12 protein-coding genes are annotated in these 14,911 nt (G+C 58.9%); 5 read left to right on the top strand and 7 right to left on the bottom strand.

Annotated features, from left to right (window positions below; genetic code table 11):
• Positions 1 to 187: 187 nt before the first annotated feature.
• From ACILSR_RS30320 to ACILSR_RS30305, 4 genes are all read right to left on the bottom strand, one after another.
• A complete protein-coding gene (locus ACILSR_RS30320; protein WP_395753565.1) occupies positions 188 to 1,075 on the bottom strand; it encodes a sugar phosphate isomerase/epimerase family protein in 888 nt (295 codons plus the stop codon).
• Positions 1,076 to 1,143: 68 nt separating this feature from the next.
• Positions 1,144 to 2,235, bottom strand: a complete 1,092-nt coding sequence (locus ACILSR_RS30315; protein WP_395753564.1) for a hypothetical protein — start codon at positions 2,233 to 2,235, stop codon at positions 1,144 to 1,146.
• Positions 2,236 to 2,656: 421 nt separating this feature from the next.
• Positions 2,657 to 4,501, bottom strand: coding sequence for a GreA/GreB family elongation factor (locus ACILSR_RS30310; protein WP_395753563.1), 1,845 nt, complete (start codon positions 4,499 to 4,501; stop codon positions 2,657 to 2,659).
• A gap of 75 nt (positions 4,502 to 4,576) precedes the next feature.
• Complete coding sequence (locus tag ACILSR_RS30305; protein ID WP_395753562.1) at positions 4,577 to 5,818, bottom strand: class I SAM-dependent rRNA methyltransferase; 1,242 nt, start codon at positions 5,816 to 5,818, stop codon at positions 4,577 to 4,579.
• A gap of 197 nt (positions 5,819 to 6,015) precedes the next feature.
• Between ACILSR_RS30305 and ACILSR_RS30300 the strand changes: the two genes are divergently transcribed.
• Positions 6,016 to 8,202 carry an AMP-binding protein gene (locus ACILSR_RS30300; RefSeq protein ID WP_395753561.1) on the top strand — a complete coding sequence of 729 codons (2,187 nt, stop codon included), beginning with the start codon at positions 6,016 to 6,018 and terminating at the stop codon, positions 8,200 to 8,202.
• Between the two features lie 101 nt (positions 8,203 to 8,303).
• Here ACILSR_RS30300 and queA read toward each other — a convergent pair whose 3' ends face one another.
• Entirely contained in the window at positions 8,304 to 9,284 is a 981-nt protein-coding gene (gene queA / locus ACILSR_RS30295) for a tRNA preQ1(34) S-adenosylmethionine ribosyltransferase-isomerase QueA (protein ID WP_395753560.1), read from the bottom strand.
• A 234-nt stretch (positions 9,285 to 9,518) separates the two neighbouring features.
• Here queA and ACILSR_RS30290 point away from each other — a divergent pair, with 234 nt between their 5' ends.
• Complete coding sequence (locus ACILSR_RS30290) at positions 9,519 to 10,646, top strand: Gfo/Idh/MocA family protein (RefSeq protein ID WP_395753559.1); 1,128 nt, start codon at positions 9,519 to 9,521, stop codon at positions 10,644 to 10,646.
• 126 nt (positions 10,647 to 10,772) lie between these two features.
• Positions 10,773 to 11,453, top strand: a complete 681-nt coding sequence (locus ACILSR_RS30285; RefSeq protein ID WP_395753558.1) for an SDR family oxidoreductase — start codon at positions 10,773 to 10,775, stop codon at positions 11,451 to 11,453.
• Between the two features lie 43 nt (positions 11,454 to 11,496).
• Here the strand turns inward: ACILSR_RS30285 and ACILSR_RS30280 are convergent, their stop codons facing one another.
• Positions 11,497 to 12,234: an RluA family pseudouridine synthase gene (locus ACILSR_RS30280; RefSeq protein ID WP_395753557.1), complete on the bottom strand. Its 738-nt coding sequence runs from the start codon at positions 12,232 to 12,234 to the stop codon at positions 11,497 to 11,499.
• Positions 12,231 to 12,941 carry a M15 family metallopeptidase gene (locus tag ACILSR_RS30275; RefSeq protein WP_395753556.1) on the bottom strand — a complete coding sequence of 237 codons (711 nt, stop codon included), beginning with the start codon at positions 12,939 to 12,941 and terminating at the stop codon, positions 12,231 to 12,233. The genes ACILSR_RS30280 and ACILSR_RS30275 overlap by 4 nt, the downstream gene beginning before the upstream one ends.
• Before the next feature lie 63 nt (positions 12,942 to 13,004).
• Here ACILSR_RS30275 and ACILSR_RS30270 point away from each other — a divergent pair, with 63 nt between their 5' ends.
• A complete protein-coding gene (locus ACILSR_RS30270; protein ID WP_395753555.1) occupies positions 13,005 to 14,297 on the top strand; it encodes a prepilin peptidase in 1,293 nt (430 codons plus the stop codon).
• Between the two features lie 33 nt (positions 14,298 to 14,330).
• A complete protein-coding gene (locus tag ACILSR_RS30265) occupies positions 14,331 to 14,867 on the top strand; it encodes a Uma2 family endonuclease (protein WP_395753554.1) in 537 nt (178 codons plus the stop codon).
• Positions 14,868 to 14,911 lie beyond the last annotated feature (44 nt).

The following is a 14,911-nucleotide window of genomic DNA, read 5'->3' as shown; positions in this document are numbered from 1 at the left end:
CTTCGCCACATACTCTTTTCGACTCAATTGACTCATGTCCGGTGGGGGCTCCATCCGGTGTCATTCATTTTGAGGCAACGTTCCGCCAGGGCCTCACTCGTTCACGCTCCCCCGGTGTGTTTCTTTTTGAGGCAACTCGCCTCTTCTAGGCGGCCTGCCGCTTCCTTGACGATGTCGTGAACTCCGCTCAATCCTTGACGCTTTTCCGCGCCTCAGTCACCAGATTCATCCACAGCTCCCGCTGTTCTGCCAGGGCGGCCACGCGGTCGCCGGCAGGGATTTTATGGGCCTCAAGGCAGACCGTTCCTTCGTAATCGGCTTCCACGAGCAGCTTGGCAAGTTTGTCGAGCGGGTAGGTGCTTTGATTGACTCCCCGGATGTGGACGGTGTGCCCCAGTCGATCTTTGACCATGGCAAAGTTTGCCTCAATGCCTGCGCCGTTGAGGTCGGTGTCATTGGAGTTCCAGCACACGCGCACATTGTCGCGGTTGGCAGCGTCCATGATGGTCTTGATGTTTGGCAGTTCGGAGGTGTCTTTGCCATGCACTTCCAGACGAATTTCCTGCCCAAAACCGACCGCGTAGTCTCCCAGCTCCGCCAGCGCCTTGCCGATCTGAGCCAGCGTTTTCTCCGCAGGCACGTCCTTTGGGAGGGCGTTGGGCTTCACTTTGACGCCGCTGGCTCCCAGATCATGGCTGAGCTTGATGTACTTCTTGGCGCCTTCGATGTTCTTTTTCACATCCTCCTCCTTGGGGGAGTGAAATTCAAAATTGGTGCCCATGCCGAGGAGATCCACCGGCGAGTCTTCAAACTGCTTCCTCACAGCGGTGCGCTGTTCTGCAGTCAGGTCGGGGCTGACCTTGTGAGCTTGATCGACGCGCAGCTCCACGGCCAGCACCTTGGCTGCCTCGCAGTTCTTGATCAGCGTGGGCAGATCCCAATCCGACCCCCACATGTAGGTGACGAGGCCAAACTGGATGTTTTCCCCCTTGTAACTGAGCTTGGAGTCGGCGGCGAAGGCTGCGGCAGCGCTGGTGCCGAGGACGGTGTGGAGGAAGTGGCGGCGGGAGGACATGGTGGCTGGTGTAAACGCCAGCCATTCAGGACTCATTGCACGGGCATGTCAATCCAACGATAATGATCTCAGGGAGACTCAAGACCAGCCTTCTTTTCAATCGCGATGTCCTTGCGCCGAAACCCCTGCACGCGGCCGTTGCCTTTGTAGAGGTAGATTTTTTTGACGTCTTCGAGGCGCATGATCACCCATGGGGAAAGAATGTTTCGGCCGTTTTTGGTGAAGACAATGTTGTCCGCCAGATGCACGCAGGAATGAAAGGCGTCGCCTGTGGTGTTGTCGAGAAAGAAGAGGACGTCAGCGAACTGATAGGGCGGCTCCACCGGGGTGAACTGCTCCAGCACCTGGCTGGTGGCAAGCCGGGCGTCCAGCAGGTATTCATGCGGCTCGTAGTTGAAAAAATTGAGCGAGGTCCAATGGCAGTCTGGCATCACGCCATGCTTGGCCATGTCCAGCCCAGGGTAGGTGTAGAGCAGCTTTCTCGCCAGCGCGGGCAAAACGTGCACAATCCCCAGGTCATCCACGCCATCGAGTTCGATGATAGACCGGATCAGGGGTTCCAAATCCTTGCGGCGGATTCCGGTTCCAAAGCTCCAGTATTTGATGATCTCGTCCGCATCGGTGTTTTTGTCGAGCACGAGGCGGATCATCAGATTGCGTGTGCGGGTACAGGCCTTGAAGATGACCCGGGCCTCCGAGTCAGACTGCGCATAGTTCAGCAGCAGGGGAATGTCGCTGAAGGCAACGGCCTCTCCGCGCAAGTAGCCGAGCTGCTTGATCTTGCTGACGATTTCCGGTCGCAGCTTGCTTCCCTTGTACCATTCCTCAATGGTTGTGCCGATGATGAGGACCGGGTCGGCGTGGTATTCATTTTCCGGGTGCTTTGAGAGCTCTCCGTAGATGATTGCACGGGTTTCCGGAGTCATGCTCTCCAATTCGGCCAGCGGCGGGATCAGGTGCACATACGCCCCTTCTTTGACCAGATGCTTGGAGGACAGTAGGGTTTCGATGAGAGACTTGGATAGACCCGCTTTGGCAAAGAATGCTGGCAGGCCTGGGAGGTCTGCGGATGGAAACGTCCAGCGAGGAATCGGGCTCGGGAGAGGAAACTCTTCGATGAGGCTTGCAGGGGCCTCCAGATAAACATACGCACACTTCATCTTTCCCCAAGGGCCAGGTTGTGCCTCAAACACCGGGGGGCTCTGTTCACGAACCACCGGAGTCGTCCCAGACGAGTTTAAAATGACGCTTGTGTTATCAGCCCGGACACCCTGGCCACGCGCCACCGGAGCCGCCATCATGGCAGATACGACTGCGGCCAGCAGGAATGAGGAACCGACTCCGCGAACGATCGAGATGTCCCTTCGAAGGCACCGGGGGGTAAAGAAAGAAAGGACGGCTAAAGACATTTTTTGACGCGTGCGGGCTAGCATATGCTGCTCAGGTAATCGAAGGCGATCCCCAAAAATGAGGGGATGATCGCCCGTTGATACGTGCAGTAATTTCAGGAAAAATCACGCTTTATCATCAGTTGCGGACATATACCTATCTTGGGTGAGTTATTCTCCCATAAAAGGCTGGTCAAGCTTTGAAGGGATGGATCGCGATCACTTTCACCTTTCTGCTGACGTGGTGGCTGTCGGTGGGGAGATCCAGCTCTTCTCCGACTGCTTTACCGATCAGGGCTTTCGCAGATTCCGAAAGGTAGCTGATGATGTTCTTGTCCAGGTCGCCATCCCAGGCTCCGAGGATGGTGAAGGTTTCCTTTTCACCCGAAGGCACGTCTTCGAGATCCACAATCGTGCCGATGCCGACCTTGTCCGTGGGAACGTTGGCAAAATCAGTTCCGCGGGCGTTGCGCAGTTCGCGTTCGAGCTTGCCCTGCATGCGCAGGAGCACAGACTGCTGGTCACGGGCAGCCTTGTAACCGCCGTTTTCGCGAAGGTCGCCTTCGTCCCGGGCGATCTGGATCTCACGTTTGTTGTCCGGGATCTTGACGTTCACGAGGTCTTCCAGCTCCTGCTTTTTCTTCTCCAGGCTTTCCCAGGAGACGATGAGGGAGTCATCCTTATGGGTGGCAGAGGCATTTTCGTCCATCATAGCTTCCATTTCCGGACGCACCTTGATGATGCGGGCCATGAGGGAGCGGCGGGTCAGTTCGTCAAACAGGGAGCCGTTGATCAGGCGCTTGGCCAGCAGTCTCACATCTTCATCTTCAGCCTCGGCCACCATTTCGCCAAGGAGGGTCTTGTCATCCGAGAGGAGGTCCTGAAGGCGGCCGGTACGCTTGGGCCCACCTTCCATGTGATCGCTTTCGATGACTCCCAGGATTGCATGACCGAGATCAATGTCGAAGACGGATTCCGCGAGGCCTTTGCGCTCACGGGCCATCCAGATGAGAAGATCTGCGGAGAGCATGCGGTTGCGCAGGGATTTTTTCAGCGCTTCTGCAAGCACGTCGAGTTCGTCGTTGGCATCCAGCACGGTTGCGATCTCGGCCACGGCGCGCCCGCCGGTCTTGGTGAGGTGGTGCAGGATTTCAGGCACCCAGCCACGGTTCGGGAAGGCTTCAGGGAACGCCCGGTAGATGCGGCCCAGCAGGCTGGCGGAGAGGCCTTTGATGGAATCTGCCAGCACTTCCTTGGTCTCCATGATCAGATCGGAAATCTTCATGGATCCCATCGGCGCGGTGGCGCTGAGGTTTTCAATGAGCTCGTCCCGGGCCAGGAGGAGCTGAAGGCACTCCTTGAGATTGAGCTTCACGCTCTTGCGGGCGGAGTCAGAGATATCCTGGAAAACGGGGATCAGTTCGGTTTTTGGATCCGTGAAGAGGTCGATGTCCTTCTGAATGCTGGCCAGCGTGGCGAGCTTGCTCTTCAAATCGCGCGCGGCCAGGAAGGACTTCACCATCTGCGTTCCAGCGTTTTCCGCCTGATCGCGCAGCACGAGTTTTTCGGTGCGCTTTGCCGGTACCACGATGTGACGGTGGGTCTTGAGTGCGCGCTTGGCGCCTTCCCACCACTTCTTGTAGTCAGCGTCGGAGACGATGCGGCCTTTGAGCAGCTTTTCCAGGTCGTCCAGGTGCAGGGAATTGCCGCTGCTCTTGAGCGCCAGTTCCACCAGCGTCGGTGGATTTTTGGCGGCCAGTTCCTTGAGGGAGTCAAGATCTGCAAGACGGCGGGCCAGGAGGTGATCCGGGGAAATGACTTCGAGCGAGCTGACGGCAAAAGCGAGTTTCAGCGGATGCCCTGGCTTGCCTTCGAAGTCGATGAGGACGCGATCTCCCAGCAAATCCCATTCGGCGATTTTGCCGACACCCCAGCTTTTATGAAGAACGAAGGTTCCGGGTTCGAGTTTGGAAAGTTTTTCGCCGTCAGCAGCCGGGAGCTTGCCTGCGGCCACAATGTTTTGCACCTCTGGATTCATGGGACACGCAGAGTAAACAGTCGGAATGAGGTAGCAAAGGAAACCTGTAACGGATTCACGCCTTCGGAAGGCGGGTCACCACGCCAGACACCACAGCACCTTCAGGTAGCGGCTCTCCGGACAATTCGACATGACCGGGTGGTCCGCTCCGGCCCCCGTGCGGTCAAGGATCTGCAGCCGGCGCTTGTTCCGGTGCGCGGCACGCATGACAATCTCCTCAAATTCAGCGACATCCAGCAGCCCGGAACATGAGCAGGTGACGAACAGGCCGCCACGCTTCAGCAGGCCGAGGGCCACTGCATTCATATCGTAGTATTTGTTGCGGCCGAGCTGGCCTTCTTCCGCATCGCGGGAGAAGACGAGCTTCGGCGGGTCCAGCACCACGGCGTCCCAGAGCGATCCGTTTTGCTGCATCTGGCGGCCCCAGCTGAAAGTATCCGCATGCACCCAGTCGATTCGGACCTGGTTTAAATCCGCATTCTTCTTGCCCTGGGCGATGGCTTTTTCATCGAGATCCACGGCCGTCACATCCTCGCAGCCACCGAGCACGCGGGCGTTCAGGGAAAACCCCCCGGTGTAGCTGCACAGGTCCAGGACGCGCCGACCTCGGGCAAGGTGGCCAAATTTCTGGCGGTTGTCCCGCTGATCACAGAAGAAACCCGTTTTGTGCCCGTCTTCGAAGCTCACCTGATAGCGCACGCCATTTTCGCGAATTCGTACGCTGCGGGGGGCTGGATCGTCCGCTTCAGGCACGTCCGCCCGGCGCATGTTCTCAACCCGGGCGATGTCTGGATCAACCTCGATGACGTGCTGCTTCGTGCCTAGTGCAGTGTGCAGCTTGGGCAGCCAGCGGGAAAGACGGCGCCAGACTCCCAGGGAGGTCACTTCGATGGAGAGCACATCGCCATACCGGTCCACCACCAGTCCGCTGAGGCCGTCCCCGTCCGAGGACACCGCCCGCCAGGCGTCGGTCGTTTCGTTGAGCCGCAGCGTTTTCAGTCGCAGATCCAGCGCGGCATCCAGCCGGGCGTCCAGCAGGTCCTCATTCAGCACATCCTCGCCATGCTGCAGCACCCGCAGCGGCACGCGGGCGTTCGCATTGTAAAAACCGCTGCCAAAGAGCTGCCCTTCCTTGTCATAGACGTTCACCAGATCCCCCGGCCCGGCGTCTGGAGACACCGCACGCAGCATGTTGGGGTATACGGCCGGATGAAAGGAAAAGTACTTCATCTGTGCCCAGGGCCGCAGCCAGCCGTCGCTTCCGGGCGGAGGCGGCGGGGGCGAATCACGGCGGGGAAAACGCGGGGGAGGGGGCATGGGGGAAGGGGCGGTTGACGGTGGTTGACGGCGGCTGAGGGATCGGTGCTCGAGCGTTGAGGGTGGTTTGGCTCTTTCTTTCCACCGTCAACCATCGTCAACAACTGTAAACTACCGTCAACTTCCCTCTGCTTTCCCGCTGGCATGCGCGTCTCTCCCCGCTTACGTACGCCAAACCTGCATTCTGCCTCCCACCCATGGCCTCTGAAAAGCCCGTCACCCTCAAAGACCTCACGATCCTCGGCAAAGAGAACCTGCCCTCAGGAGGCGGATTCATGATCCTGCCCAGCCAGCTCGGTTACTTTGACCTGCTCCGGCTGGAACTCGTTCTGGGAGGACGTGAAGTGGTTTACGTGGTGAGAAAAGGTGCGGCGCTGCACCCGCTGCTGCGGGCGCATCTTGAGCGGGAGCACGTTCATGCCCTGGAGTTTTCCCCCGGCGAGACGGAGGTCTCCGCCTACCGCCGCGCCATGGCGGACGCCGCCAAATCCGGCTCCGTCATCATTTATCTCCCAGCCGAGGCGGCCACGATGGCCTCGCCCATGACCACCGTGCCGGGCACAAAACTCGAGTTTCTGCTCAAGGCCGAAATCCCGGTGCTGCCGATGTATGTGCACCGGCGGCAGGATACCGCACTGCCGATCGAGCGCCGCTACACCGACGCCGAAGCAATCTTCAATTTTGGCCGGCTGCTACAGGGGACGGAAGCCAATCTCGCCAGCTATCAGGAGGCCCTGCTGCTGCTCTCTGAGCAAAGCATCAGTGAATGTGCCGCGCTTGAGCTCAGTCTTGGCTACGCTTTGATCCAGGGCTTTAAAAAGCATGGCACCCGCAACAGCGTGGTGGACGGCAAGGATGAAAAAATCCTGCGCTTTGACAAGGTCTTTGCCACTGCGCTGGCTCTTTCCCAGGTGGTGAAGCGTGAGACCAAGAAGGCGCGCGTCGGGATCATTTTGCCTCCGGGTCTTGGCGGCCTCATCTGCAATGTGGCCGTCGTACTCGCAGGGAAAATCCCGGTGAATCTCAACTTCACCGCCGGACGTGCCGCCATCGACAGCGCCATCCGCCGTGGCGAGATCGACCGCTTCCTCACTGCGGACATTTTTGTGCGCAAGATGCAAAGCTTCCCCTGGCCGCCGAGCAAGCAGCTCATCCTCATCGAACGCATTTTGCCGAAGATGAAAGTCTCCATCGCCAAGTGGCTGGTTCTTAGCAAGGTGCTGCCCGCCGCAGTGCTGGCGGCGCTGCTCGGCATCTCGAAGAAAGGCGGGCGCAAGGAGGCGCTGCTGCTTTTCACCAGCGGCAGTTCCGGTGAGCCAAAAGGAGTTGCTCTAACCCACCGCAATCTCATTTCCAACGTCATGCAGTTTGGCAGCCGCCTCGGCATGCAGAGCAATGACAGCATCCTTGGCTGCCTGCCGCTCTTCCACAGCTTTGGCTGCACGGTCACGCTCTGGTTCCCGATCATTTACGGGCTGCATCTTGTGACCTATCCCTCGCCCATGGAGGTGAAAAAGCTCGCCCAGTTGATCGAGAAATATCGCATCACCCTCATGATCTCCACGCCCACCTTCCTGCGCAGCTACCTGCGCGGCGTGAACCGTGAGTCGCTGAACTCCATCAAATACTGCGTCACCGGCGCGGAAAAGCTGCCAAGCACCGTGGCAGATGCCTTTGAGGCACGGTTTGGCAAACGTGTGCTGGAAGGCTACGGCCTTACCGAAACCTCGCCTGCCTCCAACCTGAACCTTCCGGACCCCGAACCGCTCGGTGATGAGGAGAGCGGACACAGCTGGCTTCCCAGCCACCGGCAGGGATCGGTGGGACACGTCGTGCCCGGCATGGCGGTGCGCATCACCAATCCTGAAACGGACGCTCCGGTGCCGCTGCATCAAAGCGGCATGATCTGGTTCAAGGGGCCGAACGTTTTCGAAGGCTACCTCAATGATCCCAAGCGCAGCGCCGAAGTGCTCAAGGACGGCTGGTTCCGCACGGGGGACATCGGTCGCGTGGACCTCGATGGCTTTCTTTACATCGAAGGCCGCCTCAGCCGCTTCTCCAAGATCGCCGGTGAGATGGTGCCGCATGAAACCGTGGAAGAAGCGCTGGTGAAAGCCATGGGGCTCGAAAACGAAACCGTGCGCAAGATCGCCGTCGTTGGCGTTCCGGACGTGGACAAAGGAGAGGCTCTCATCCTTCTCACCAGCATGCCCGGCGGCCCCGAGCACCAGGAGATCTTGGACCTCCGCTACCGCCTTCTCGACAAAGGCATGCCACCACTTTGGATTCCCAAAAAGATGATCCGCGTCAGCGACATCCCTGTGCTCGCCTCCGGCAAGCTGGACGTGCAGAGCTGCGAGAAGATTGCGAAGGCGGGGACGTAAGTTGCCCAGTTGCGCCGCAACTGGCCTGGGAAAAGTGATGTGGGCACTCCTGCCTGCACACGAGCGTCTCGGGGCCTTCGCTCTGGCAAGGAGCATCCTCGTCACACAATCATCATGCAGTCCCCATAGCTGAAAAAGCGATACCTTTCCCGAATCGCCTCTGCATACGCCTCCATCACCAGCTCTTTGCCCGCGAACGCACTCACTAGCATGATGAGCGTGGACTTGGGCAGATGGAAATTCGTCAGCAGCCCACCCGCCACTTTAAACTCAAAACCCGGATGAATGAAAATATCCGTGCTGCCCTGCGTGGCTATGACCTTGCCATGATCACGCGCCACTGTCTCCAGCGTGCGCAGCGCTGTAGTGCCCACAGGAATCACCCGTTTCGCGTCGTGCACGGCCTGAGCCGTCGCGGCTGAAACTTCATACACTTCGGAGTGCATCTTGTGTTCCGCGATGTTCTCCACCTTCACCGGCTGAAATGTGCCCACACCCACATGCAGCGTTACGAAGACATGGGGCAGCGGATTCAGCACCTCCGGCGTGAAGTGCAGCCCCGCAGTCGGCGCAGCGATGGAGCCTTCGCTTCGTGCGAACACGGTTTGATACCGCTCACGATCCGCCGGCTGATCATCACGCCCCATGTAATGCGGCAGCGCCAGGTGCCCGTGCTTGGTCTCATCCACCACACGGTCGAACTCGATGATGCGGTCACCATTGTCCTCCATGATCTCCACCACCGTGCCTATGGCTTCGCCGATTCGGGCGGTGTGACCAACACGAAATTTCTTCCCCGGTTTCACCATGCAGCGCCAGCGGGTCGGCGTCAGGATCTGCAACCGCAGCACCTCGTGCCCTTTGTCGGTGAAGTAGCGCGCGGGAACCACCCTCGTGTCATTCAGCACCAGCAGGTCTCCCGCCTCTTCGGACACAAACTCTCCGACCTCCCGAAACATCCGGTGCTCGATCCGACCCTCCTTCCTGTGCACCACCATCATGCGCGAGGCCGATCTCTCCACCAGCGGCTCACTGGCAATGAGTTCAGGCGGCAGGTGGTAGTCGAAGTCGGAAGTAAGCATTGGAGGGTTGGCGATTGTTTGCAGTGGTTTGCGATGGTTTGCAATGGTTGTCAGATGGACCAGAAGCGGAACTCTCTTCCAACAACTGCAAACGCTTGCGCAGCAAGCCCTCAGCCATTGCAAACAACTGCAAACGCCGCGCAGCGGCCCTCTCCGTCCGATTCCTCCTAAACTTTGTCCTTCCCATTTCCCGCCGTTCCCGCCTATAACAGCCGCGTCATCCTACCAAACATCATGTCAGACAAAAAGCTCAACATCGCCGTCGTAGGCCTCGGTTTCGGGGCGGAATTCATACCCATCTGGCAGCGCCACCCGCTGACCACCTGCTACGCCATCTGCCAGCGCGATGAGAAGAAGCTCAACACCATCGGTGATGCCTTCGATGTGGACGTGCGCTATACGGATTTCAAGGCGATGCTCAAGGATCCGAACATCGACGCCGTGCACATCAACTCCCCCATTCCTGATCATGGATGGATGAGCATCGAGGCGCTCAAAGCGGGCAAGCACGTGGCCTGCACCGTACCGATGGCCACCAGCATCGAAGACTGCAAAAAGATCTGCGATCTCGTCAAGAAGACCGGCCTTAAGTACATGATGATGGAGACCGTCGTCTATGCACGCGAGTACCTCTTCATGAAGGAGCAGCTCGATCAAGGCAAGCTGGGCAAGCTGCAGTTCGTGCAGGCCTCCCACCAGCAGGACATGGACGGCTGGCCGAACTACTGGCCCGGCCTGCCGCCGATGTGGTACGCCACCCACTGCGTCGGCCCCGTGGCCGGCATGATCGGCAAGCCCGCCGAATACGTGAGCTGCTTTGGTTCCGGCACGGTGCGCAAAGAATTGCAAAAATGTTACGGCTCCCCCTTTGCTGTCGAGACTGCGCACATCAAATTTAAAGGTACCGATGTGAACGCCCGCATCATCCGCAGTCTGTTTGACACCGCCCGCCAGTATCGTGAAAGCATCGACGTCTATGGTGACAAAGCCTCCATCGAATGGCCGCTCATCGAGCATGAGCCGCTCGTCCTGCACCGCGCCAAACTGCCCGAGCACAAGATCCCGAAATTGATCAAGACACCCGATTTTGCCAAACGCCTGCCCAGGCCGATCCAGCGCTTCACCACAAAGGGCGTGTATGATCTCGGCAAGAAGACGCATCTCAGCTTCACCCAGGGCAGCGGCCATGGTGGCAGCCATCCTCATCTTGCCAACGAGTTTGCGAATGCCCTCGCTGAAAAGCGCCAGCCCTTTCCGAACGCCACTCAGTCCGCCAACTGGACCTGCGTGGGCCTCTGCGCACATCAGTCCGCCATGGCAGGTGGCAAGATCGTGAAGCTGCCGGCATTCACGCTGGGCTGAGAAAGTAGTTCAGAGCTTTAGCTCGTTCTGGGTCGCTTTCATGCCTCCCAGAGCGAGCTGCATCCCCCTTGAAATCTGGAGGATGAAGACATTGCCATCGCCTGGATTCTTGGCCCATTACCACGCATGCCAACGTCCTCCGCACCATCCCCCACTGCCCTCATCACCGGCGGGGAAGGCGATTTGGCGCGGGGCATCAGAGCCGAGCTTGAGCACGCGGGTTTCACGGTTCTGTCTCCCGGGCGCGATGCCCTGGACGTCACCAGCGCCCACTCCGTTCGTGCCTGTATCTCCGCGCTCACACGCCTCGATCTCCTCATTAACAACGCCGGCATCTGCCATGACGTCTCGGTTGCCAAAATGACCGAGCATCAGTTCGATCAAGTTCTCGATGTGAATCTCAAAGGGGCCTTCCTCGTTTCCCAAGCCGCGGTGAAGCTCATGTCAAAACAACGCCACGGCCACATCGTTAACATCGGCTCCTACTCCGCCCTGAGGGGTCCCGCAGGCCAGGGAAATTATGCCGCCGCCAAAGCAGGCCTGATCGGCCTCACCCAAAGCACCGCCAAAGAATACGGACTTCGAAACATCCGCGCCAACTGCATCCTCCCGGGCTTCCTTGAAACCAAGATGACCCGCCATCTGCTGGCGGATGCCGCATGGCGCGGGAACTTGCTCGGCCAGCACGCACTCGGCCGCCTCAACACTCCTCACGAAGTCGCCCGCTTCATCGCCTTCCTGCACAGCATGGAAAACATCAGCGGGCAGGTCTTCCAGCTCGACAGCCGCGTGCGCCGCTGGGCATGAGGTTTGGGTATGGTAGTCCAGGCTTTAGCCGGTTCTGATCAGGCTAAAGGCAAAACTCCTCTGGCACAGGTGCATCCCAATGCGGTGGAAAACCTTCCAGATTCAGCTCCAGCCGCGATGAATGCAGCGCCTGCCGTGGCAGAATGAGCTTTTTCTCCAGCGCCTCCGTCCACCCCGTCTCGATAAACTCCAGGTAACACCGGTCATCACGCCCATACAATTTATCCCCCACAATAGGCAGTCCGAGATGGTGCAGATGCACGCGGATCTGATGCATGCGGCCCGTTTCCGGCTTTGCTTCGACCAGCGCGAACTTCTCCCCGTGGCGTTCAAACCGCTTAAGGGTACGAAAGCCCGTCCGGCACTCCGCGCCCTGCGGGTGCACAATCTGCTTTACCCAAATGTCATAGGCCTGCACATCGCGCGCGTTCAAGATGGGCGCATCCAGTGTCTGCTCGTCCCAGGCCGGCCAGCCATGCACCAGGGCCTCGTAGGTCTTGTGAATCTTGCGCTCCTGCATCGCCATGCCAAAGAGCCGCGCCAGTTCATGGTTTTTGGCGATGAGCACCACACCGCTAGTTTCGCGGTCGAGGCGGTTGATGATGGAAACCTGCCCGCCGTTTGCGATTTCGTAGGAGAGCAAGTCACACACACGATGCCACAGCGTGGGCGGGCCCTTGGGATCTCCCGGATGGATTTGCAGCGGCGCAGGCTTGTTGACGACGATGTAGCCGTCCGTCTCGTCGATGACGGTGAAGGTGGCGTTGTTACGAATGCTCACGGCGGTGCCATCCCGGGAAGAGCGAGCCGCCAGCCATAGATGACAGGCTGGGGATCAGTGAGGTAGTCTGCGTCATCAAAGTGCCACCACTCGGTCTCCAATTGAATGAATCCGGCCTGCTTCATGGCGGTCTGAAGAATCCGCATGCTTTGCGCCACCTGGGGATCGTTTCCCCGGTAGTTGATGCTCGCATGCGCGAAGTCCTGGTCAAATCCCGTGGGCATGCGCTGCTCGTTTCCCTGAAGGTCGATGAGAGTAAGATCCACCGCGATGCCCCCGCAGTGACGGCTCCAGCCGGTGTTTGGAGAGAGAAACATGCCCGTGCTGCTGCCGTGCTTGTGCAGCGTCTCCTGGGCCTCAGGCGGGCGGTAGGCATCCCAGACACGCAGGGCGTAACCCTGTGGACGCAGAAGCTCCTGGGCTTTTTTGAGCTTGGCCGCCGTTTCAGCCCGCAGCAGGCAGGGCATGTTGGCGGGATAGATGGGCTGGCCGGTGATGTTTTGAGAAGTGGCGTAGCGCAGGTCGATCGAGATGCCGGGGACCGCCTTGCGCACATCCACCAGATTGTATTTCTTGGCCGCCTCCACGGGATCGCCGGACAGCAGGCGGGTGCCTCCCGAAGCCTGATGAGCACAGGAACCGCCTGCCTGGAGCAGGGCCAAGGAAAGACAAAAGATGCGCAGGCGGCGCCAGGAATCTGAAGACATGCGGAATTTTTTTCTTCCGTATTCACGCACGGCAGGCGAAGTTTGCAAACTCAGCCACCATCCATGCGCTTTCAAATTCTCAACACCCTGCTGCACCTTCTGGCCTTTTACATGGGCGCAGGCATCGGTTCCTTCCTCAATGTGGTCATCTACCGCCTGCCATTGGAAGGAAAGTCGGTGAACAATCCCAAGCGCAGCTTCTGCCCCTCTTGCGGCTACCAGATCCCCATGTGGCAAAACATTCCGCTGCTCAGCTGGCTGCTGCTGCGGGGCAGATGCGCGAACTGCAAATCAAGGATATCCATCCGCTACTTCCTTGTGGAACTGCTCACCGGTGTGATGTTTTACATGGTCTTTCTCAAGATTAGCGGTGACTACGCCGTGGGCGGCGATCCCTGGCCGAAAATCAAGGAATGGGGGCCGCAAGTGCTCTGCCTCTGGATCTTTATCAGCCTGCTGATCTCCGGCACCTTCATCGACATCGACCACTTCATTCTGCCGCATTCGATCACCATCGGCGGGGCGGCAGTGGGCCTGCTGGCTTCCTTCTGGGTGCCTGGGCTGGTGGGGGAGACCACCCATCTGCGCGGCCTCTACATCTCACTTGCCAGTGCTGCCCTCGGCCTCGGCCTTTTGTGGATCATCGTGGAGCTGGGCAAGCTGGCCTTTGGCAAGGTGCATCACCGGCAGAAGCCGGGCTATTTAAAGTCGGCCTCTCCCTCCGTCTGCTGGCTGGTGGGCAAATTCATGGGCTGCGAGTGGCTGGACAACTCCGTCAAGTGGAGCGTCGATCAAGTGAAGGACGACGAGCCTCCTGTCGTGTCCTTCGCCAAGAAAAAAATGGACTGGGGCGACATCTACGGACGTGAGAGCGACCGCATGGTCATCACCTGTGACGAGCTGCAGGTAAACGACCGCAGCTGGAAGAGCGTCACAGCAGAAATGTGGCATGACAAACTGCGTGTGAAATCAAACGACAGCAGCGAGGACTTTCCGCTGGAGGGGGTGACCACCCTTCACGGCATCGTCTCCGAGGTGGTCATTCCACGCGAAGCCATGGGATTTGGCGACGTGCTTTTCCTGATGATGATCGGCTCCTTCTGCGGCTGGCAGTCTGTGCTTTTTACCATCTTTGCCGCTTCCATGATCGGTACTCTGTTTGCCATGGTGCCACGCCTGCTCGGCAAAGCCGAATGGAGCGCCAAGATCCCCTTCGGCCCCTACCTGGCCCTCGGCGCCACGATCTGGGTCTTCTGCGGCCCGCAACTCGTCGAGTGGTATGTGAGCAAGACGATGTGGCGGCAAACTCAGCACAACCATGTGCTGGACATTTCCTCCGCCGAAGTTTCGGGTTGAAGGCACGTCCGCGATCTCCTGTCATCCATCGTCATGGCGCTGCTTCAGATCCCCAGCATTAAGAATGCGACTGCGTTCCATCTGGAGCGCTGGAGAAAAGTGTGCGCCAATCCCAGCCTGCAACGACTGCCGAACCGCATCGAAACCAACCGCTACGGACACATCGTCTTGATGCAGCCACCTGGCTTTTCACACACCACTCGTCAATCGGCGATTTTTGCTCACTTGATGACATCCATGCCTCCGGGCGCAAGTGTTGAGGTGGCGGTGCTCACCGAAGACGGAATTAAAGGCATCGACGTGGCCTGGATCTCAGGGGGGCGCGTAAAACGGGGGTTGAAAGATGACGTGCTGACAATCGCGCCGGAGATTTGCGTCGAAGTCGTATCGCCGGGAAATACCCGGCAGGAGATGGAGAACAAGCGTGAGCTTTACTTCGCTGCGGGCGCAGAAGAGGTTTGGTTCTGCGACCAGAAGGGAGCGCTGCACTTCTTCCTCAAAGGCAGCGAGGCATCCGCTGCGAAGGCGTCAGCGTTGTGCCCGTCGATGCCGAAACGGGTGAAGTTGTAGGGTGAGGTAGGCAGAAAGATAGATGGGTGGGCTGTCCCGTGCCA

Source organism: Prosthecobacter sp. (assembly GCF_044222565.1).
Taxonomy (GTDB): Bacteria; Verrucomicrobiota; Verrucomicrobiia; order Verrucomicrobiales; family Verrucomicrobiaceae; genus Prosthecobacter.
The sequence above is the reverse complement of the archived record's forward strand: the minus strand, read 5'-3'. Positions and strand labels throughout refer to the sequence as shown.

What these genes read in the sequence shown, in the direction of transcription:
- ACILSR_RS30320 (WP_395753565.1), bottom strand. Translation starts at nt 1,075, where the DNA reads ATGTCCTCCCGCCGCCACTTCCTCCACACCGTCCTCGGCACCAGCGCT.
- ACILSR_RS30310 (WP_395753563.1), bottom strand. Translation starts at nt 4,501, where the DNA reads ATGAATCCAGAGGTGCAAAACATTGTGGCCGCAGGCAAGCTCCCGGCT.
- ACILSR_RS30270 (WP_395753555.1), top strand. Translation starts at nt 13,005, where the DNA reads ATGCGCTTTCAAATTCTCAACACCCTGCTGCACCTTCTGGCCTTTTAC.
- ACILSR_RS30305 (WP_395753562.1), bottom strand. Translation starts at nt 5,818, where the DNA reads ATGCCCCCTCCCCCGCGTTTTCCCCGCCGTGATTCGCCCCCGCCGCCT.
- queA (WP_395753560.1), bottom strand. Translation starts at nt 9,284, where the DNA reads ATGCTTACTTCCGACTTCGACTACCACCTGCCGCCTGAACTCATTGCC.
- ACILSR_RS30285 (WP_395753558.1), top strand. Translation starts at nt 10,773, where the DNA reads ATGCCAACGTCCTCCGCACCATCCCCCACTGCCCTCATCACCGGCGGG.
- ACILSR_RS30275 (WP_395753556.1), bottom strand. Translation starts at nt 12,941, where the DNA reads ATGTCTTCAGATTCCTGGCGCCGCCTGCGCATCTTTTGTCTTTCCTTG.
- ACILSR_RS30290 (WP_395753559.1), top strand. Translation starts at nt 9,519, where the DNA reads ATGTCAGACAAAAAGCTCAACATCGCCGTCGTAGGCCTCGGTTTCGGG.
- ACILSR_RS30265 (WP_395753554.1), top strand. Translation starts at nt 14,331, where the DNA reads ATGGCGCTGCTTCAGATCCCCAGCATTAAGAATGCGACTGCGTTCCAT.
- ACILSR_RS30315 (WP_395753564.1), bottom strand. Translation starts at nt 2,235, where the DNA reads ATGAAGTGTGCGTATGTTTATCTGGAGGCCCCTGCAAGCCTCATCGAA.
- ACILSR_RS30300 (WP_395753561.1), top strand. Translation starts at nt 6,016, where the DNA reads ATGGCCTCTGAAAAGCCCGTCACCCTCAAAGACCTCACGATCCTCGGC.